Below are 20905 nucleotides of genomic sequence, written 5' to 3' on the forward strand. Positions count from 1 at the left end.
TTAAGAGATTTTGCCTTGTTTCAGTCATTACTGCAACAAGGCAAATCAATTTATTTTGCGAACGGATGACGCAAAATAATCGTTTCTTTACGGTCGGGACCGGTTGAAATAATATCAACGGGCACTCCCGTTAGTGCCTCAATACGTGAAATATACGCAAGCGCTTGCGGTGGCAACTGATTATGTTCAGTAACGCCGACCGTGCTTTCCTGCCAGCCAGGCAATGTTTCATAGACCGGCTCTACCGCTTCATAGTCCTCGGCAGCCATTGGTGGGTATTCACTAATGGTTCCATCGGGTAGTTTGTAGCTGGTACAAATTTTTAATTCATCCAAACCATCTAACACGTCGAGTTTAGTTAGGCAGAATCCACTCACTGAATTGATTTGTACTGCGCGACGCATCGCGACCGCATCTAACCAGCCAGTACGACGCTTACGACCTGTCGTTGCACCAAACTCATGACCTTTAACGCCAAGATGCTGTCCCACGTCACAATCTAATTCAGTTGGAAATGGCCCGCTGCCTACACGTGTCGTATAGGCTTTAACAATACCCAGTACGTAGTCAATGTATCGAGGACCAAAGCCAGCGCCTGTCGCAACACCACCCGCTGTCGTGTTGGATGATGTCACGTAAGGGTAAGTACCGTGATCAATATCAAGAAGGGTGCCTTGAGCGCCCTCGAACATAATTTCTTCACCGCTCTTACGCGCTTTATCAAGCAATGCCGGTACGTCGGCAACCATCGGTTTTAACAGCTCGGCAAATTCTCTGCATTGCTTTAATACTGCATCAAAATCAATCGCAGGTTCATCGTAAAGTTTGGTGAGTGCAAAATTGTGGAAATCGGTTAATTCTTTAAGCTTGTCTTCTAAACGCGCAGCATTAAATAGGTCACCCACGCGCAAACCTCTACGAGCGACTTTGTCCTCATACGCGGGACCGATACCACGACCTGTGGTACCTATCGCTTCCTTACCTAGCGCACGCTCACGCGCTTGGTCTAAAGCGATGTGGAAAGGCAAGATTAATGGGCACGCCTCACTGATACGCAGACGTTCTTTTACTGGCACATTCCGCGCCTCTAACATCTCCATTTCTTCCATTAAGGCTTCAGGCGAAAGTACCACACCATTACCAATCACACATTGTACGTTGGTGCGTAGTATGCCCGACGGAATTAAGTGAAGTACGGTTTTTTCACCATCAATAACCAATGTATGACCGGCATTGTGACCCCCCTGATAACGCACCACGAGCGATGCTTTATCTGTCAGTAGATCAACAATTTTACCTTTACCCTCGTCACCCCATTGGGTGCCTAGAATCACGACGTTTTGACTCATGTTTGCCCCGCTTAAAAAAAATCGACGTAATTTTACCCTGTTGCGTTCGGTTTGTATATGGACATAAAAAAGCCCGCGATGACGCGGGCTTCAATTTGTTTGAGCTTACTCTTTCGGCTCGCCTTGAAGATCCTGAAGGTAGCGGAAGAAATCACTCTCCGCATCAAGCACCAGTACATCCGATCCCGAACTGAACGATTCGCTGTATGCTTGCATGCTACGAATGAATGCAAAGAACTCTGGATCTTGTTGATAAGAGTCCGCATAAATCTTCGCAGCTTGCGCATCACCTTCACCTCTTAGTTGGCGAGATTGACGCTTAGCATCCGCTAACATAACGGTTACGCGTGCATCCACATCAGCACGGATAATTTCCGCCTGCTCGCGACCCTCTGAACGGTGCTCAGTCGCAACAGCTTGACGCTCAGCGCGCATCCGCTGGTAAATAGACTGACTTACTTCATCTGGTAAGTTAATCTGCATCACTCGTACATCGACGACTTCGACACCCAGGTCAGACGCGCTTTCAGCCCCTTTAATAAGGGCTTCACGCATCAGTTCATCACGCTCACCAGACACGATATCGGAAATGGTGCGGCTACCAAATTCACTACGTAAGCCACTGTTAATCCGTCGAGTCAGCAAGGCCTCAGCCTGCATCTTATTACCACCATTGGTACTCAAGTAGAAAGTAGAAAAGTCATTGATGCGCCACATTACGTACGTATCAACGATCAAATCCTTTTTCTCACTGGTAACAAAACGGTCTGGATCACCATCAAGCGTTTGTAAGCGAGCATCTAAGCGTTTTACTTGCTCGATAAATGGTATTTTAAAGTGCAAGCCAGGTTCAAAAACCATCGCCTCGCCAGTCTCGGCATTACGCTCAACCTTACCAAATTGAATAAGAATGGCACGCTCACCCTCTTTAACAACATAAAGAGACGACAAACCCAAAGCGACGAGTACTACTACAATAATTGCGATTAAATTTTTCATAATTATCGACCCCCGCCACGCGTATTTGTACGACCCGAATCAGTCGAATTGCTCGAGCCATTTGCGCTGTTGCGCGATTGATTCATGTTTGAGTCGGTTGGTACACGCAAAGGCGATAGGTCATTGACCTTTCTTCCTTGCTTTTCAAGAATCTTGTCGAGCGGTAGGTACATCATGTTATTGCTACCCTCAACATCGACCAACACTTTCGGTGTTTTTGCGTAGAGGTCTTGCAAGGTATCTAAGTAGATACGCTCACGCGTTACCTGCGGCGCGTTTTCGTACTGCGGTAACAGTTCGTTAAAGCGAGCCACTTCACCTTGAGCCTCTAGGATGATCTGCTCTTTATACGCTTGCGCTTCTTGCAGCATACGACGTACTTGACCACGTGCCAAAGGCTCGACTTCACGTGCATACGCTTCCGCTTCACGGATAAAGCGTTCTTCATCCTCTTGCGCAGCGATTGCGTCATCAAATGCTTCTTTAACCTCTTCTGGCGGACGCGCTGGGAGCAGGTTAATATCTACGATTTGCAGACCCATTGAATACGGGTCGATGGTACGTTCAAGTAAGTCAAGCGTACGCGCACGAACATCCTCACGACCGCGTGTAAGGACTTCATCCATGGTCGTGTGACCCACCACGTAACGTAACGCACTGTCCGTCGCACGCGACAAGACTTGATCCGCGTTATCAACGTTGAACAAGTAGTTACGCGGATCGACGACACGGTACTGCACGTCCAGTTGTACTACCACGACGTTTTCGTCTTGGGTCAACATAAAGCCTTCGGTGCTATCAGAGCGAATGTTGTTAACGTCCACATGCTCGACTGTATCAACGAACACAGGGCGCCAATGCAGACCCGACTCGACAAGCGTATGGAAGTTGCCAAAACGCAATACAACGCCTCGATCAGCCTCTTTTACTGTATAAAAACCTGCAATAAACCAGATGATGACAGCGAGTACTGCGATAATGCCGATGCCCTTCGCTGGGATGCCCGACTTGCCACCACCACTGCCTTTATTTCCACCAAGACCTAACTTGGCAAAAAATTTTCGCAGCGCCTCATCAAGATCTGGGGGGCCCTGATCGTTCCCCCCTTGGTTTTTCCATGGGTCGCGGTCTTTGTTACCGCCATTCCCCGGTTGGTTCCATGCCATGGATGACTCCGTTAAAGTTAAAAAAATCGTTTACTGAATATAGTTATCGAGTCGATTGTCGTATTCTTTCTGTAATTTATTCCAATCAACTATCGACATTTTAATGTCGAGCTCTAATTCGCCTTGTTCATCTATTCGTTCTGCCGAAACGCTATTGAGTTGATACAGCGTACCACGCAGTTTACCCATAGATGGTGGCAATTTTAAGCTTAAATTGACCATTTGCGGTCCGAGTCGCTCTTTCAGAGCCTCGAAAATAAGCTCGGTGCCGATATTGTCTTGCGCTGAAACCCAGACTCTAACGGGCTTCCCTTCATCGTCTCTATCAATACGCGGCGCAGAGTCCTCCAGTTTATCAATTTTGTTGCAAATCATTAACTGCGGTACTTCACCTGCACCAATTTCATCCAGCACTTCACTCACTTGTTCAATATTGCTTTGTTGATGCTCATCGGCGACATCAACAACATGCAACAGAATATCCGCTTCCTGCGTTTCTTGCAGCGTTGCTTTAAACGCAGCGACTAAGTCGTGCGGTAAATGACGAATAAAGCCCACAGTGTCAGCAAGAATAATGCGCCCAACATCTTCTACTTCGAGCTTTCGTAACGTTGGATCGAGTGTGGCGAAGAGCTGATCCGCAGCATACACCCCCGACTCTGTCATGGTATTGAACAAGGTCGACTTACCTGCGTTAGTATAGCCAACAAGACTCACGGTTGGAATTTCTGCTCGTTGGCGCGCACGACGCCCCTGCTCTCGCTGCTTTTGTACCTTCTCAAGACGGCGCAAAATATTTTTAATACGCCCCCGGATGAGTCTTCGGTCAGTTTCTAGCTGCGTTTCACCGGGCCCTCTTAGCCCAATGCCACCTTTTTGTCTTTCTAAGTGTGTCCAACCACGTACTAGGCGAGTGGATATATGGCGCAGTTGCGCTAATTCAACCTGCAACTTACCTTCGTGAGTCCGCGCGCGTTGCGCAAAAATATCGAGTATTAAGCCGGTACGGTCTAAGACTCGACACTTACAAATTTTTTCGAGGTTTCGCTCTTGAGTGGGTGATAACGCGTGATTAAAAATGACAATATTGGCGTCCAACGCCTGCACCTGCTCAGCAATTTCTTCTGCTTTACCACTTCCCACGAAGTACTTAGGACTAGGCGCGCTGCGAGAGGCCGTCACCACTCCAAGCGGTTCGACACCTGCTGAGCTAGCTAAAAGATGAAGTTCAGAGAGGTCTTCTCTATCGACTTCGGCGGGCAAGTCCATATGGACCAATACGGCATAATCGCCACCTTCATATCTGTCGAACAACGTTTCTAGACCTCCTCAATATTGCTTATTCTTCAATGTCACCTTGGTTGTGCACACCTTGCTGAGGCAAATAGTTTTGCGGAATACGAGCAGGCACAACGGTTGATATTGCATGCTTATAAACCATTTGGCTCACCGTGTTTTTTAATAACACAACAAACTGATCAAACGACTCAATCTGACCTTGCAACTTGATTCCGTTTACAAGGTAAATTGAGACGGGTACTCTCTCGCGACGTAACGCGTTTAAAAACGGATCTTGAAGCGTTTGCCCTTTCGCCATGGCGGATTCCTTTTTTTGTTATTAATATCCAAGTCAATGGGGTGGCCAGTTAAATGGTAGAACCTATTAATCACCCTAGACCAACGGTAAAATTTTGCAACTTAAACATGCCATAACATACGCTGCATTCCCAGTCTTTGATCTTAGGGCGAATCTTTATTTTTCAATCTTTTACCGAAAACTTTTCGGTTGGCTGTTGCAACCGCGATCGAACCTGATCGAGTTTATCATGGGCGAAAGTATCCAGCCAGTGCACATCTGGCCAACCGCGTAGCCACGTTAACTGCCGCTTTGCAAGCTGTCGTGTCGCAATAATCCCGCGCTCTTTCATCGCCTGATAAGTCAATTCACCCGTTAAATAGTGCCACATTTGACGGTAACCCACACTGCGGATAGCGGGTAAATCCGGATGTAAGTCGTTACGCTTGAACAGCGCTTCTACTTCTTGCTGAAAGCCCTCCGCTAGCATTTGATCAAAACGCTGAGCAATGCGCTCGTGTAATAGTGCGCGCTGCTGTGGCGCAACCGCAAATTGGTAAATAGGATAATTTAAGGCACCTCGCCGTTGTTGAACTAGCTGCGTCATTGGTTTGGCAGACAACTGATAGACCTCTAAAGCACGCAATGTACGTTGCGGGTCATTGGGATGAATTCTCGCAGCCGCCTCAGGATCGACTTCGGCTAACCTTTGATGAAGTGTCGCTAAACCATGCGTATCGAGTTCAAACTGCAGTTGCTGGCGAACATTGGTATCGGATTCTGGCAAAGCCGACATGCCTTCCAACAGCGCTTTAAAATAAAGCATCGTGCCACCGACCAAAATAGGAGTGTGACCGCGTGCTAGAATCTTTTCGATTAAGCTCGTCGCATCTCGCTGGAACTCCGACGCTGAGTAAGTTTCTGCGGGATCACAAATATCAAGCAAATGATGTGGGATACCTTGCCTCTCGGCGAGACTGGGCTTTGCTGTGCCAATATCCATCCCGCGATAAATCAACGCTGAATCGACTGAAATAATCTCGCCGTCGAGTTGCTTTGCAAGTTCAATGGATAAGGCCGTCTTACCCGCGGCGGTTGGTCCGTATATGCATATCACGGCTGGACAGGTATTAAGTTTCATTGACTTCTGGCACCTTAATTTGTTGAAGCAATGTCGATGTGCTGTCTAACTGAGTCTGCCACTGCTGACACCAGTAATCCGCTTGTGACTTTGACAACATCGTGTCGACTGCAGCGTCAGCAAGAAACTCGATAATCGCCTGGTCGCTGAGTTTGCACTGTTCGAGTAACGACAGTACGCTGCTTGCAATATGCTTGCGTCGTAACATGGAGGGCACCTGAGTTACGATAAACGACGCGCCTTGCCAGTAGAAACTAACACCTGATTGAGCAAGTTCAGAACTGTACTGTGAGACCTGCTTTTTAGTCCACTCTGTTTCCGATAAGTTGATTTTTTGCTCGACAAGCAGCGGTTGCCCAGCCATGCCCTGCTGATATTGTTGCTTTATCTGTGGCTCGAGTAATCTTCTTTGAACATTAACTAAATCTAGCCAGGCTGGCTGTTCGTCGCGCCTAATGAGCGCAAAACGCCCATGGAATACATCAACAATTCGCCACTGTCGAGCGTCGACCGTAAGCTCCACCGCATTGGGTAGTATCGACGCGCCTAATCTTGACCGGTTCGCCGTATTGGATTGAGCGTGGGCACTATAGTCTCGAACAGATGGATTTGACGTTACGTGCTTTTTTGAACCACCCGTTTGGTATAAATGGCGCGGTTGCTGAGTTGCGTCTTCCACACGGTCCGACGCGCTATTCGTATCCTCTTGATGTTGGCCCAGTAATAATTGTTTGACGGTATTGAGAACGAAGTCATGCACTTGCCGTTGCTGATGAAAGCGAACCTCGTGTTTGGCGGGATGCACATTCACATCGACTTGATCCGCCGGTACCGTCAGATAAATTGCAAATGTGGGTACCCGCTCCGCCGTTAAAAACGAATCATAAGCTTGACGAATCGCATGATTGATAAGCTTATCTTTCATCATCCGCCCGTTTACAAAGCTGTACTGTACGTCGCCTTGATGTCGGCATTGTTCGGGCGCCGCAAGCCAACCCTCGATATGTATATCATGTGCGTGCTGTTGAAAGTACAACGCATCTTGAGCAAAGCCTGAGCCACAGACTTTTGCTAATCGGCGTCGCCAATGCAGTTGATCATGTTCGCTAACCGCAGGGTAGTATCGGACACGTTTGCCATTGTGATTGAGAGTAATATCAATATCCCAACGGCTCAATGCGATACGCTTAATGACTTCATCAATATGGCCAAATTCAGTTTTATCTGTACGCAAGAACTTTCGTCGAGCCGGTGTGTTGTAAAAGACATCTTGGATATCGACGGTCGTACCATCAGGGTGTGACGCAGGTTCGATGCGTACCTGCATATCTTTGCCTTCCGACCAGGCTTGCCACGCCGCCGACTGTTCGGCCGGTTTGGATACCAAGCGCAGCCGCGATACCGAGCTAATACTCGCCAACGCTTCACCGCGAAAACCTAAACTCGTAATCGCTTCTAAGTCATCAATGTCAGCTATTTTACTGGTGGCATGCCGACTGAGCGCAAGCGCTAACTCGTCACGCGGAATGCCGACACCATTATCTCTTATACGAATGCGCTTGGCGCCACCTGACTCAATATCAATGACTAATTCTGACGCCTTTGCATCGAGCGCGTTTTCAACCAGTTCTTTGACGATTGAAGCAGGACGCTCAACCACTTCACCTGCAGCAATTTGGTTGGCTAGTTCAACCGGTAATTGTTTAATTGGCATTAGTCTCTCGGAATCGTCAGCTTCTGCCCAATTCTAACCACGTCACTTCGCAACTGGTTTTCACGCTTGATAGCTTTAACCGTTGTTCCATAACGTTCAGCAATTTCAGATAGGGAGTCACCCGATTTCACGGTGTACTCCATCGATGCTTGCTGAGCCAACAACGTGTTTTCGATTGGGTTATTGATAAAGTAACGTCTAATGCCGTTATAAATTGCACGAGCTAGCTTTTGTTGATGAGCGTTGCTCAGTAGTAACCTTTCTTCACTTGGACTAGAAATGAACCCGGTCTCGACCAAGATGGAAGGTTTATCCGGCGACTTAAGTACTGCAAGGCTAGCGGCTTGAGGGGCTGTTTTGTGCATTTTTGTCACACTACCCATTTCATCAATAATATGGCGAGCCGCACTGTAGGCTCCGGCAATCGACCGGTCCATTGACATATCGAGTAACGTTTGTGCCAAAAAAGGCTCGTGGCTATTACTTTGAATGATGGCCTCAGCGCCGCCGAGCAATTCAGACTGACGCTCTCGCGACTCGAGCCAACGACCGATTTCTGAGTCTGCGCGACGTTTCGATAGCACCCAAACAGAGCCGCCTCTGGGTTGAGGTGTTCGAAACGCATCTGCATGCACCGATACAAAGAAATCCGCTTTTGCATCCCACGCTTTTTGGGGCCTATCGTTTAAACCTAAATAATAGTCCCCCGTTCGCACTAAATAGGCCTGCATACTCGGATCGTCATTAATCATTTTTGCAAGTGCTCGGGCAATTTTTAGCACTACGGTCTTCTCGTAGGTTCCGCTAGGTCCAATAGAGCCGGGATCATCGCCGCCATGTCCAGCATCGACGGCAATCGTAATTTTACGATCTTTAAGTTCCTCAATCGACTTAGCAGGGCCACTGCGCTCTATCGATTTACCTTTAATATCAACCACCAGACGATCGTTATAGCGGTCGTTAGCCGGCAACGGAAAAACCTCAAACTCTGCTTGCTTATTCAGTTCAATGACGATGCGCGTTGACTGCGAGTTTTTAGGGCTACTTGTGCGTACTTTGTCTACCAACAGTGATTCGTTGGCTAAGTTTTCTAACTCAGCATTGAGCTGAGTCGCGTTGAAATCGATCACAATTCGATAAGGTGTACCCTGGTACAACTTAAAGTAGCTATAATCCGGCGCTTGGCTTAAATCAAACACAATGCGCGTCTTATCCGGAGACGGCCAGACACGGACACTCTCAATTGCATTCTGACTCGCCCAGACCGGAGTTATTAGGCAAAAAAGTAAGACAGCAGTGATCGAACGATATAGCGTTTTTATCATTATTTTAGTTGCTTAACAATGTGTTCACCGATAGGCGTACGAGCAATACATTCAAGCTGGCGGCCCTCGTTTTCATAAGCTACATTAATCACAATATCGGCTTTCGGCAACCATCCCTCGCCACGTTCTGGCCATTCGATAAGACTCATACTTCGTTGTGAGAAATAATCACGAATGCCCATAAACTCGAGTTCTTCTGGATCAGCGAGTCGATATAAATCAAAATGATATACCGCAATGTCTCCCAGATCGTAAGGCTCTACCAGTGTGTAAGTCGGGCTTTTCACAGCGCCTGCATGTCCTAATGCTTGAATAAATCCTCGACTCAACGCCGTTTTACCCGCGCCAAGAGGACCATTTAAGTAAATCACCAAAGGCGCTTTCGCCAACTGTGCTAGACGTTTAGCCCACGTTTGCGTAGCGGCTTCATCAGCTAAGTATTGTGTTAATGTTTGATTCATGGTCTACGACTACTCCGGTATCCAACCGTTCACTAATTTACGAATAATTGGCATTAAGTCACTCGCTAAAGTACCCCGTGGCGCTTTTGAGCCGGCCACCTCTCCCGCGACGGCATGCCAGTATACTCCTGCGGTCAGCGCCTGTGCAGGTGCTAAACCTTGTGCGACTAAGGCACCTATTAATCCAGCCAAACAGTCTCCCATGCCGCCAGAGGCCATTGCCGGCGAGCCGCGGTCGATCAGCCAATTGCCCCGGGTTGAACTGATTAAACTGCCTGCGCCTTTTAATACGATCTGTGCATGATACTGATTATGCAGCGATAACGCATGTTCGAATCGGTTGGCCTCGATATCTCGCGTGTTGCATTTTAGTAAGCGCGCGGCTTCTCCAGGGTGAGGCGTTAGAATCAGCTGCGAACTATGCACAGGGTCTTGCGCCAACCAGTATAGCCCATCGGCATCAATAACTTTGCAGGTGTTGACGGCCATGCATGCTTGGTAAATTTTATACCCCCATTCATCACGCCCAAGTCCCGGGCCGACAACCAGCGAGGTTGCTGCGTTTAAAAGGTGGTTAAGTTGCTCTGGCGCTTCAACGCCGTGCACCATTGCTTCCGGTTGTTGACTCGCGATAATACCTACATTACTCGGATGACACGCAACTGACACTTTACCTGCGCCCGCTCGTAACGCCGCAACCATAGCTAGGATAGCCGCACCGGGCATACCAGGGCCGGCACCGACAATCAGCACATGACCATGCGTTCCCTTATGAGAGTGGGCAACACGATCACCTAACCAGCTGTACGGATTTTCTGTCACACGTCGCCACGCTGGCTGCTCTAATCGTTCAAAGTACTTACCAGCCCCCAAATCTGCTAACACAATTCGTCCGACGTGACCTGGGCTGGCGCCCGTAAAGAGCCCTCGTTTGTACGCAATCATTGTGACCGTAACCTGCGCGACAATTGCCTCACCCATAATACAGCCACTATCGGCATTAATGCCTGTTGGAACGTCAATCGCAAGTACTGGTACGCGAGACTTGTTAAGTGCTCTGACCCATTCCGCGAGCGCTCCTTCAACAGGTCGACTTAAACCAATGCCAAACACCGCATCGACAATCAGGTCGTAATCATTTGCTGTGCAATCAGTTAGCGGTCTTTCCTCAAGTCCCAGCTCACGACACGCGCGTCGCGCTTGCACAGCAGGCTCATGGCTAGTCTGCTTCAGCTCAGCTTTTGCATTCAATGCATACAGAGACACTTTGTAGCCTGCTTGATGGGCTAAACGCGCAACGATATAACCATCGCCACCGTTGTTGCCCTCTCCACAGCAGATTGCAATAGAAGCCCCAACGCTCACTATTCGCTCGAGTTCCTCAAACACAGAACGACCTGCCAGAGACATCAACTGCCCCAGGCTGTATCCTGCTAACTCGCCAGCGCGCGCTTCACTGCGTTGTAGCTGTTCTGCACAGTATAGATTCTGTGCTAAGCTGATGGATTGTGACGTTTCCATGCTAAAGCTCCCAACATCATGTCGAATTCTTCAATGTATTCTAGTTTGTCTTACACCGAACTTGAACAATTAGCCCAAAAAATCAAGCAATGGGGCCGAGAACTAGGCTTTCAGAAGGTCGGCATTGCCGATCTTGATTTACAAAAGCACGAGGCCACTCTACAGAACTGGTTAGATAAAGGCTATCACGGAGAAATGGGGTTTATGGAGCGCCACGGGATGCTACGCGCACGACCTGCTGAACTTCACCCAGGTTCTGTCAGAGCCATTTCAGTGCGTATGAACTATTTACCGGCCGAGGCAGGCTTTGCAAAAACACTCAATAATGACCGACTGGGCTATATTTCACGCTATGCGCTCGGCCGCGATTACCACAAATTACTACGAAAACGCCTCAAGCAATTAGGCGATAAAATAAAGGCAGAATTCGCTGACACAGATTTTCGTCCATTTGTCGATTCCGCACCCATAATGGAGCGCCCTCTCGCCGAAAAGGCGGGATTAGGCTGGACTGGCAAACACACTTTAATACTCGATAAAGACAGCGGTTCTTGGTTCTTCTTGGGGGAGCTATTAATCAACTTACCACTTCCCACTGATAGTCCAGTCGAGGAGGCGTGTGGTAGCTGTTCGGCGTGTATGACCATTTGCCCTACCCAAGCCATTGTCGCCCCTTATGAACTCGATGCTCGACGCTGTATTTCTTATTTAACTATCGAACTAAAAGGTAGCATTCCTGAGGATTTGCGCCCGCTGATGGGAAACCGTATCTACGGTTGTGATGATTGTCAGCTTATCTGCCCATGGAATCGCTACGCACAACTGACTGACGAAGCGGACTTTAATCCACGCCATTATCTGCACACACCGGAACTGCTTGCGCTGTGGCAGTGGGATGAGGAGACCTTTAACCAACGATTACAGGGGTCTCCGATTAGGCGTATCGGTCACGAATGTTGGTTACGTAACATTGCGGTTGCGCTGGGTAATGCGCAAGCAAACGCTGACGTTATTGAAGCGCTCGAATGGCGCAGTGGTCAAGTCTCGGAAATGGTACAAGAGCATATTGATTGGGCGCTCGACCGGCAACGCAGCGGCGCAGCGCAAGTGACACAACAACTTAAGCGTTTAGTGCGAGCCGTCAGTAAAGGACTACCTCGCGACGCTTAACTTACTCGGGCTTAAATACACCAATCACTTGATCGAATTCGCGCTCGCTCCCCGTGCCCTGCTGCTTGGGTTCACTAAAGCGGTGTTTACACTTCACGCACTCGACTTGTTCAACATCGTTCTCAATGAACAGCATCAAGGTGTCCATACTGTCGCACTTGGGACAGGTCGCACCGGCAATAAATCGTTTCTTTTGACGTGCCACGACAGCTCCTATGTCATAAACTACTCGGTCAATGTTACCATAGTTAAGTTGGTCAGCCCATGAAATTGGCAGACTCCCATTCACGCTCGCAGTTGAGGATTGAATAGACATTAACCATGATAAAAGCCAATCACATTTCATTAATGCGCGGCGGAAAAACGCTGCTTTCGGATACCAGTTTTACGATCTTTCCCCAACACCGGATCGGCCTGATTGGTAAAAATGGCTGTGGTAAATCCTCGCTATTTGCGCTTTTTCGTGACGAGTTACAACTTGAAGAGGGCGAGTTGCAACTACCCAACGAATGGCGAATCGCTAGCGTTGCTCAGGAAACCCCCGCCCTAGCGCGTTCAGCTATTGATTACGTGATGGACGGCGATCAAGGTTTTCGGGCGGCCGAGCAAGCTCTGCAAGCAGCCGAAGCTAAGGGAGATGGTCATGCCATTGCGCATAGTCATGAGCAATTGGCTCAACTCGGCGCGTACGATATTCGTTCGCGCGCAGCGATGTTGCTCGATGGCTTAGGCTTTCTACCAGAGCAGATTGAGCAGCCGGTAAGTGCCTTTTCAGGTGGTTGGCGCATGCGTCTGAACTTAGCGCAAGCGTTGATTGCGCCATCTGATTTGATGTTATTGGATGAACCTACCAACCACCTGGACGTTGATGCTATTTTTTGGCTCGAGTCATGGCTAAAGAGCTACTCAGGTACGTTGGTTATTATTTCTCACGATCGTGACTTTCTAGATAATGTCGCCACTGATATTCTCCATGTGGAAAATCAAGTCATCTCGAGTTACACCGGTAACTACTCACAGTTTGAACATCAGCGTGCCGAACACCTCATGCAACAGCAAAGTGCATACGAAAAAGCACAAGCCATTAAAAAACATATGCAGGCTTATGTAGACCGGTTTCGTTATAAAGCGAGTAAAGCCAAGCAAGCACAAAGCCGCTTAAAGGCGATTGAGAAGCTGTCAGTCCAAGCCCCCCTGCAGGCCGAGCGGGGTATTGACTTTGAATTTTTACCGCCGGCTAAATTACCTAACCCGTTGATCAATATGCGCGAAGTGAAAGCAGGTTATGGTGACACCGTCATTCTTGAGAACATTAAACTCAATCTAGTGCCTGGCACTCGAATGGGGTTGCTTGGGCGTAACGGAGCGGGTAAATCGACCTTAATTAAAACGCTATCTGGCGCGCTCGAACCGCTTGCAGGCGAGCGAACCCTCAGCCAGGGTGTCTCTATCGGCTATTTTGCCCAGCATCAACTCGAAGCACTTGATCCCGAAGCATCGCCTTTATTGCATTTACAGCGTTTGGATAGTCAAGCTACAGAACAACAATTGCGAGACTTTATTGGAGGCTTTGGTTTTTCAGGTGACCAAGCGCTAGCACCTGTCGCTCCCATGTCTGGAGGCGAAAAAGCAAGGTTAGCTCTGGCGCTTATCATTTATCAAAAGCCCAACCTTCTTTTACTCGATGAGCCCACCAACCATTTAGATATTGGTTTACGCGACGCGCTCGTTAACGCTTTGCAAGCGTTTGAGGGAGCACTTATTGTAGTATCGCATGATCGTCACCTACTCCGCACTACGGTCGACGAATTCTATCGCGTACACGATGGAAGCGTAGAGCCATTTCCAGGCGACTTAGACCAATACCACGAGTGGCTCGAGCAGCAAGCGAAACAACGACGTGAAAAAAGCACGAGTAACACGAGCACGCACAACGATACTAAGCTCGATCGCAAAGAACAAAAGCGACGCGACGCCGAGTTTCGCAAGGAGACAAAGCCCCTCCGAGACACTATCGCTCAATCTGAGAAACAGCTAGAAAAAATCGCTGAAGCATTGGCACAGGTTCATCAGTCACTCTCCGAGAGTACGATTTATGAGACCGAAAATAAGCATAAGTTAAACAAGTTACTTGATGAGCAACGTAATTTACAGACCGAACAAGACCGACTCGAATCGCGCTGGATGGAAGCTGAAGAAGCGCTTGCTGAAATGACTGAAAGGTTTGAACAGGACACGCACGGATGAGCACTATCGAATCATTTAACCCAAGTGCCTGGCTGCGACCGCCACATATTCAAACATTACTTCCTCGCTTGGTTTTCCGTTGCCGCCAATGGTACGGTCAATGGGAGACTTTTGCGCTCAACGATGGTGACTTCATCGAGTTGTGCTGGCATCCCCACGCAACCCCTGATAGCCAACGACCGCTGGTGGTGTTGTTTCACGGTCTCGAAGGGTCTGTAGACTCCCCCTATATTTGGCAAACGATGGAGGAGCTTGCGGAGCACGGCATCGACTCAGTTGTTATGCACTTCCGTGGGTGTGGTAAAACACCGATTAATCGCTTGCCGCGAGCTTATCACTCGGGTGATATCGGCGACCCAACAGCCGTCATCGTGGCATTGAGAGAGCGCTATCCTAACCGGTCAATACATACTATCGGTTTTAGCTTGGGCGGTAACATGCTTGTACAATTGATGAGTACCGAATTGGCTGATGTCCTGACCAGCGCTGCGGTGTGTTGTGCCCCACTTGACTTGATGAGCTGCTCAAAGCGAATTGATCGCGGTTTTTCACGGCTCTACCGAAAATACCTGCTGACTCCACTTAAACAGAAATTCACAATTAAACAGCAACGTGGCATGTTCAAGGATTGTACGCAGCTTAACAGCCTAGATGTGAACAAAATGACGAGCTTTCTGGAGTTTGATGATAAGGTGACGGCACCACTGCATGGATTTAGTGACGTTGAGGATTATTATCATCGCGCCAGCGGAAAACAGTTTCTTAAACAAATTAGGAAGCCGACATTGATTGTGCATGCCAATGACGATCCGTTTTTAGGTCCCGATGTCGTGCCTCATATAGACGAAATGAACCCGCACGTTACTTATGAAAAGCATCCACATGGCGGGCATATGGGGTTTATTAATTATCAACATCGGTTTTACAGTTGGCTTCCAACAAGATTAGTGAATTGGGTGAGTGAAAAAGAGGCAGAACAATTATGATGATACCGTGGCAGGAACTCGACGCCGAAACGCTCAACAACATTATTGAAGCCGTTATTTTGCGAGAAGGCACCGATTATGGTGAGCGCGAACTTAGCTTAGCAACCAAAGTTGAACAATTGCATTCGCGCCTAAAAGAAGGCCAAGCAGTACTGGTTTATTCAGAGCTTCATGAGACCGTAGACATTGTCGATAAAGACGCTGTCACCGGCGATCTCAACGAAAGTTAGGTGGGTGAGCTATAAACACAGCTTGCCAGTCCACCTCAGGATCGCCCAAAACGTAAAAGTTAGGGTTTAGTAAACTTTCAGTTTCGTTATAAGTAATCGGCTCGAAATTTTCATTTAATAAACTGCCTCCTGCCTCAGTTACAATGACTTGAGACGCAGCAGTATCCCACTCACCGGTGGGTCCTAACCGCAAAAAGCAGTCTGCTTTTCCCTCAGCAATAAAGCAGGCTTTTAATGAACAACTCCCTGTTGGCAAAGGCTGAATATCGCGTTCGGTTTGAACACGCGCCATCACTTTGTGTCGCGGCTGACGGCGGCTTATAGCTAATATCAGGGGATCATGTTGAGGATCGTTCAGCTTTCGGACCGAAATCGCCTGCTTTTGTCCCAGTGCATGCTTGTAGGCACCCTGCTCTCTTATTGCTGAGTAGAGTGTTTCACCTGGTGGCCAATAAATAACGCCAATGCTGGGCTGCCTTTCTTCAATGTAGGCAATGTTGACTGCAAAGTCTCCAGACCGAGCAATAAACTCTTGCGTCCCATCAATGGGGTCAATTAAAAAGTAAGAGGACCAGCCTGCCCGTGTACTGAGCTTCTCATGACGACTTTCTTCGGATAACACCGGAATATTTGGAAATGCCTTTTTGAGGGAGGCAACAATGAACTCGCTGGCTTTGATATCAGCAGTGGTAACGGGCGACTCATCGGCCTTTTCAGCCGTTGCAAATGCGCCGCTATCATAGAGTTCCATGACGAGTTTACCGGCATCACGAGCGACTTCGGCGAGTTTTTCAGCAATCTCAGTTAAACTAAATTGCACAGTTCGTACCTTTATTTTTTTAATTGGCGTAAAGTCATCAATAATGCCGCGACACTTCGCGCTTCTGTGAAATCCGGTTGTGCGAGGAGCTCATCTACGTTATCGAGTGACCAAACAATTTGCTCAAGGGGTTCCGGCTCGTCGCCAGCAAGCTGCTCAGGATAAAGTGAGCGTGCAGTAAACAACGTCATCTTAGCGGAAAAAAACTGAGGGGCCATGGTGACTTCGGCAAGTCGATTAAGTTCTTCACAGCCAAAACCAATCTCTTCTTTAAGCTCACGTTGAGCGGCTTGCTCAGGTGTCTCGCCGGGATCGATGAGTCCCTTCGGAAAGCCAAGTTGGTAATCATGCAGGCCGGCTGCGTATTCCCGAATGAGCATAATGTGCTGGTCGTCAACAAACGGTACAACCATGACAGCGCCACGCCCGCTCCCCTGCATGCGCTCGAATTGTCGCTGCTCACCATTGCTGAATTTAAGATCGACGGCTTCGATACGTAGCAAGCGACTTTGCGCAACTACTTCGCGTTTAAGTACTTTAGGAACTTGTCGTGATGCCATGTACTGCTCCTCCTATGCTCCCCCTACTATAACGCCTCAAAACGCTAACGCTAGTATTAAACCTGACAAAAATATTCACATTAGGCGCATAACTGCCGCTAATGTTATGATATGGAAAGCATTTCAAGCAGGATCAGCAGTGAGGTGGAAGGTGACTAAACATAAAGCAACCGAAGCAAATTTTGATGTTGCCGTTATCGGGACAGGTCCCGGCGGCGAAGGCGCTGCTATGCAGCTTGCCAAAAATGGTAAGAAAGTCGCGGTCATTGAACGTCACGATTCTATAGGTGGAGGCTGCACGCACTGGGGAACGATTCCCTCAAAGGCGCTACGGCACTCTGTAAGTCGGCTGATTGAATACAATAATAGCCCATTATTTACTGGTGTGGGTTGGCAAAGTGGCATGACATTCTCGCAGATTCTGCATTACGCATCGGGCGTCATTCGCAAACAAGTTAAATTGCGATCTTCGTTTTACGACCGCAACCATGTCACCGTTATTCACGGTAATGCATCGTTTATCGATCAAAATCGCCTTAAAGTGACCAAAAATGATGGCTCATTCGATTTTCTGAATGTTGACCAAATCGTCATTGCCACAGGCTCACGTCCTTATCATCCAACCGATATAGACTTTGACCATCCACGTATTTACGATTCCGACACTGTTTTAAGCCTTAACCATGATCCTAAAAATATTTTGATTTACGGTGCGGGTGTTATCGGAAGCGAATACGCAAGTATTTTCCGAGGCATGGGCGTTAAAGTTGATCTCATCAACCAACGTGAGCGCTTACTATCGTTCTTAGATGCCGAAATATCTGACGCATTAAGCTACCATTTACGGAATAACGGTGTGGTCATTCGTCATAACGAAGAGTATGAAAGTATTCGTGGGTATGACGATAAAGTTATTCTTAAAACAAAATCTGGCAAAGTCATGCAAGCCGACTGTTTGCTGTTTGCTAATGGCCGCTCCGGTAATATTGAGGCGCTCAATTGCGACGCCGTCGGGCTAAAACCGAACTATCGTGGACAACTTGAAGTGGATGAAAATTATCGCACTCAGGTCGATAATATATACGCCGTCGGCGATATAATTGGTTATCCTAGTCTGGCGAGTGCTGCCTATGATCAAGGTCGCATTTGCGCCACCGCGCTATTACACGGTAGCTGCGATAAGGCGTTAATATCGAACATCCCGACCGGCATTTATACGATCCCGGAGATCAGTTCCGTTGGAAAATCTGAAGAAGAACTTACAGAAGCCAAAGTACCTTACGAAGTCGGTAGAGCACAATTCAAACACCTCGCGCGTGCGCAAATATCTGGTAACGATGTCGGTTGTTTGAAAATTCTCTTCCATCGCGAATCCCGTGAGATTCTTGGTTTGCATTGTTTTGGCGAGCGCGCTTCAGAAATCATTCATATCGGTCAAGCCATTATGGAACAGAAGAACGGTGGTAACACTGTTGATTATTTCGTTAATACAACGTTTAACTACCCAACCATGGCAGAAGCATACCGGGTAGCAGCTTTGAATGGTATTAACCGCCTCGGAAACTAACCCGAAAGGGCTTTGCGTAGCGGCAAATCGATACGCACGCAGAGCCCGCCTTCATCTTGATTCCGCAGTGTAATACGACCATTGTGGCGGTCGACGATGCGCTTAATGATAGCCAAGCCTAGACCAGATCCCACTCCACCGCGTGCTTTATCACCTTGTGTAAAGGGTTGGAACAAGCTCTGTTGTTGCTCTTCAGGAATGCCCGGACCATCATCAGCGACCGAAAACCACACGGTTTTACTCTGCTTGTCGTATCCCGACCGCACACAGGCCCTGCTGCGCCCATAACGCTCTGCATTTTCTAACAAGTTCACGACCACTCGTTTTATCGATAGCGGACGTACCCAAACAAGAGGGCAATCGCCCAAATCAGCACTGAACGTTTTCTCCCAACTATCGGGCAAGTTTGCCAGCGTTTGCTCGAGCAACTCATTTAAAGATTCACGCGATGCCTTTTCTTGCTGATCAAGCCGCACATAGTCAATAAACTGATCGATGATATCATTCATATCATCGACATCCTCGACGATTCCTCGCGCCAAGTAATCTTCCGATTCGGGCATCATTTCTGCAGCTAAACGAATGCGTGTGAGGGGTGTTCTTAGATCGTGTGAGACCCCTGCCATCAACAGGTTACGATCATTTTCCAGCTCTTTAATCCCACGCGACATCTGGTTAAATGCCTTCGTCACTGACATGATTTCACTGGCGCCTTTCTCACTCAACTGCTCTGGGAACTCACCTCGCCCCACCTGTTGAGCCGCGTTTTCAAGCGCTTTGAGTGGTCGATTGAGCCAATTCGCAAACAGAATCCCGCCCAGAACGCTAAGTACACCAATTACGACAAGGTAAATAACTAGCGGTGAAAATTCGCCAGAGTGAAGACTTTCTAATGGCACTCTTACCCAATATCGCGGCGCTTGCGGTGGCTTTACCCAAATGAAAAATGCTTGCCCCTGCGAGACGCGTACCTCTGCCGGTCCATTTAAATGCTTTGACATTAAACTAGATAAGTAACCGTAATAAGTCGTCTTTTCTAAGCCTTCAACTTCTGCTTGTTCATCTGAAAAAACACGAATGCCCGTAGCATTGTAAAACGCTACAGCAAGTGACTCATTTTGACTCGATAGAACGCGATCGCTAATAAACATAGTGCGTATTTGTTTAGCGACCAATTGCGACATTTGCTCAATAGACGGCTTTACAACGTAGTTACTTACCATCAAATACGACACTATTTGATTCAGTAACAAGACCAGTGCAAGCAAACCTACCGTACGGGCAAATGCCGATTTAGGAAATAGCTTCATTAATTTTTAAGCTTTCCATCAGGCACGAATACATAGCCTAAACCCCATACCGTTTGGATGTAGCGGGGTTTAGCTGGATCCGTTTCGAGCATGCGGCGTAGACGAGATACTTGCACATCGATAGAGCGTTCGAGAGCACTGTAGTCTCTTCCGCGTGCTAAGTTCATTAGCTTATCGCGCGAGAGCGGTTCACGAGGATGACTAACGAGCGCTTTGAGTACGGCAAACTCACCACTGGTCAGTGGCATCGGTGTATCACCGTCAAACATTTCGCGAGTGCCGAGATTAAGTCGATAGGTTCCAAAGGTAATTTCTTGGTCATCTTGTGAAGGAGCACCTGGTGCTTCTACACCTCGACGCCGCAGCACAGCACGAATACGCGCCAGCAATTCGCGCGGATTGAACGGTTTTGCTAAATAATCATCCGCGCCGAGCTCCAGACCAATAATACGATCGACTTCATCACCTTTGGCTGTCAGCATAATCACTGGAATCGTGTTATTCGTCTGACGTAGACGTTTGCAAATTGATAAGCCATCTTCGCCCGGCAGCATTAAATCAAGTACTAATAAATGATAGTTTTCTCGCGTTAACAGGCGATCCATTTGTTCAGCATCCGATGCAACGCGTACCTGAAAACCTTGTTCATTTAAGTAGCGCTCTAAGAGCGAACGTAAACGTGCGTCGTCATCGACAACCAATATTTTAAACGTTTCCTGACCCATGATGTTCCCTGACTTAAACCTTTCTAGACTGTTAAGAT

20 protein-coding genes are annotated in these 20905 nt (G+C 48.0%); 5 read left to right on the top strand and 15 right to left on the bottom strand.

What is annotated here, in order from left to right; translation table 11 throughout:
* Positions 1-50 precede the first annotated feature (50 nt).
* The 10 genes from OS145_RS00005 to OS145_RS00050 form a co-directional block, all read right to left on the bottom strand.
* Positions 51-1349, bottom strand: a complete 1299-nt coding sequence (locus tag OS145_RS00005) for an adenylosuccinate synthase (protein ID WP_006953796.1) — start codon at positions 1347-1349, stop codon at positions 51-53.
* A gap of 105 nt (positions 1350-1454) precedes the next feature.
* Positions 1455-2348 carry a protease modulator HflC gene (hflC, locus tag OS145_RS00010; RefSeq protein WP_006953797.1) on the bottom strand — a complete coding sequence of 298 codons (894 nt, stop codon included), beginning with the start codon at positions 2346-2348 and terminating at the stop codon, positions 1455-1457.
* Positions 2349-2350: 2 nt separating this feature from the next.
* Positions 2351-3514 carry an FtsH protease activity modulator HflK gene (gene hflK, locus OS145_RS00015; RefSeq protein WP_006953798.1) on the bottom strand — a complete coding sequence of 388 codons (1164 nt, stop codon included), beginning with the start codon at positions 3512-3514 and terminating at the stop codon, positions 2351-2353.
* 30 nt (positions 3515-3544) lie between these two features.
* Positions 3545-4828, bottom strand: a complete 1284-nt coding sequence (hflX, locus tag OS145_RS00020; RefSeq protein WP_040487455.1) for a ribosome rescue GTPase HflX — start codon at positions 4826-4828, stop codon at positions 3545-3547.
* A gap of 25 nt (positions 4829-4853) precedes the next feature.
* Complete coding sequence (gene hfq, locus OS145_RS00025) at positions 4854-5111, bottom strand: RNA chaperone Hfq (protein ID WP_006953800.1); 258 nt, start codon at positions 5109-5111, stop codon at positions 4854-4856.
* Between the two features lie 163 nt (positions 5112-5274).
* The gene (gene miaA, locus OS145_RS00030; RefSeq protein ID WP_006953801.1) at positions 5275-6231 is read right to left on the bottom strand and encodes a tRNA (adenosine(37)-N6)-dimethylallyltransferase MiaA; all 957 of its coding nucleotides are present in this window, start codon (positions 6229-6231) and stop codon (positions 5275-5277) included.
* Positions 6221-7945 (bottom strand): DNA mismatch repair endonuclease MutL, encoded by a 1725-nt coding sequence (mutL, locus tag OS145_RS00035; RefSeq protein WP_006953802.1) that lies wholly within the window; start codon positions 7943-7945, stop codon positions 6221-6223. Before mutL ends, miaA begins: the two co-directional genes overlap by 11 nt.
* Positions 7945-9270: an N-acetylmuramoyl-L-alanine amidase gene (locus OS145_RS00040; RefSeq protein WP_006953803.1), complete on the bottom strand. Its 1326-nt coding sequence runs from the start codon at positions 9268-9270 to the stop codon at positions 7945-7947. The genes mutL and OS145_RS00040 overlap by 1 nt, the downstream gene beginning before the upstream one ends.
* The gene (gene tsaE, locus OS145_RS00045; RefSeq protein ID WP_006953804.1) at positions 9270-9731 is read right to left on the bottom strand and encodes a tRNA (adenosine(37)-N6)-threonylcarbamoyltransferase complex ATPase subunit type 1 TsaE; all 462 of its coding nucleotides are present in this window, start codon (positions 9729-9731) and stop codon (positions 9270-9272) included. Before tsaE ends, OS145_RS00040 begins: the two co-directional genes overlap by 1 nt.
* Positions 9732-9740: 9 nt before the next feature.
* The gene (locus OS145_RS00050; protein ID WP_006953805.1) at positions 9741-11252 is read right to left on the bottom strand and encodes a bifunctional ADP-dependent NAD(P)H-hydrate dehydratase/NAD(P)H-hydrate epimerase; all 1512 of its coding nucleotides are present in this window, start codon (positions 11250-11252) and stop codon (positions 9741-9743) included.
* 18 nt (positions 11253-11270) lie between these two features.
* Between OS145_RS00050 and queG the strand changes: the two genes are divergently transcribed.
* Positions 11271-12422: a tRNA epoxyqueuosine(34) reductase QueG gene (gene queG, locus OS145_RS00055; protein ID WP_207328181.1), complete on the top strand. Its 1152-nt coding sequence runs from the start codon at positions 11271-11273 to the stop codon at positions 12420-12422.
* 1 nt (position 12423) lies between these two features.
* On the opposite strand, the gene OS145_RS13520 is transcribed toward queG, so the two are convergent.
* Positions 12424-12627, bottom strand: coding sequence for a YheV family putative zinc ribbon protein (locus OS145_RS13520; protein ID WP_040487456.1), 204 nt, complete (start codon positions 12625-12627; stop codon positions 12424-12426).
* Positions 12628-12743: 116 nt separating this feature from the next.
* Here OS145_RS13520 and OS145_RS00065 point away from each other — a divergent pair, with 116 nt between their 5' ends.
* Genes OS145_RS00065 through OS145_RS00075 form a run of 3 tightly spaced genes read left to right on the top strand, consistent with a single transcriptional unit; the run spans position 12744 to position 15885 of the window.
* Positions 12744-14669, top strand: a complete 1926-nt coding sequence (locus tag OS145_RS00065; protein ID WP_040487457.1) for an ATP-binding cassette domain-containing protein — start codon at positions 12744-12746, stop codon at positions 14667-14669.
* Positions 14666-15655, top strand: coding sequence for a hydrolase (locus OS145_RS00070; protein WP_006953809.1), 990 nt, complete (start codon positions 14666-14668; stop codon positions 15653-15655). Before OS145_RS00065 ends, OS145_RS00070 begins: the two co-directional genes overlap by 4 nt.
* Positions 15652-15885 carry a YheU family protein gene (locus OS145_RS00075; protein ID WP_006953810.1) on the top strand — a complete coding sequence of 78 codons (234 nt, stop codon included), beginning with the start codon at positions 15652-15654 and terminating at the stop codon, positions 15883-15885. The genes OS145_RS00070 and OS145_RS00075 overlap by 4 nt, the downstream gene beginning before the upstream one ends.
* Here OS145_RS00075 and cysQ read toward each other — a convergent pair.
* Both cysQ and nudE read right to left on the bottom strand, forming a co-directional pair.
* Entirely contained in the window at positions 15872-16705 is an 834-nt protein-coding gene (gene cysQ, locus OS145_RS00080; RefSeq protein ID WP_006953811.1) for a 3'(2'),5'-bisphosphate nucleotidase CysQ, read from the bottom strand. The genes OS145_RS00075 and cysQ overlap by 14 nt on opposite strands.
* An 11-nt stretch (positions 16706-16716) precedes the next feature.
* A complete protein-coding gene (nudE, locus tag OS145_RS00085; RefSeq protein ID WP_006953812.1) occupies positions 16717-17265 on the bottom strand; it encodes an ADP compounds hydrolase NudE in 549 nt (182 codons plus the stop codon).
* A gap of 151 nt (positions 17266-17416) precedes the next feature.
* Between nudE and sthA the strand changes: the two genes are divergently transcribed.
* Complete coding sequence (sthA, locus tag OS145_RS00090; protein ID WP_040487486.1) at positions 17417-18832, top strand: Si-specific NAD(P)(+) transhydrogenase; 1416 nt, start codon at positions 17417-17419, stop codon at positions 18830-18832.
* Here the strand turns inward: sthA and envZ are convergent.
* Positions 18829-20142, bottom strand: a complete 1314-nt coding sequence (envZ, locus tag OS145_RS00095) for a two-component system sensor histidine kinase EnvZ (protein WP_006953814.1) — start codon at positions 20140-20142, stop codon at positions 18829-18831. The two genes, sthA and envZ, sit on opposite strands and share 4 nt — an antisense overlap.
* On the bottom strand, positions 20142-20867 hold the full coding sequence (gene ompR / locus OS145_RS00100; RefSeq protein ID WP_006953815.1) for an osmolarity response regulator transcription factor OmpR: 726 nt from the start codon (positions 20865-20867) through the stop codon (positions 20142-20144). Before ompR ends, envZ begins: the two co-directional genes overlap by 1 nt.
* Positions 20868-20905: the final 38 nt, after the last annotated feature.

The organism is Idiomarina baltica OS145 (assembly GCF_000152885.1).
Taxonomy (GTDB): Bacteria; Pseudomonadota; Gammaproteobacteria; order Enterobacterales; family Alteromonadaceae; genus Idiomarina; species Idiomarina baltica.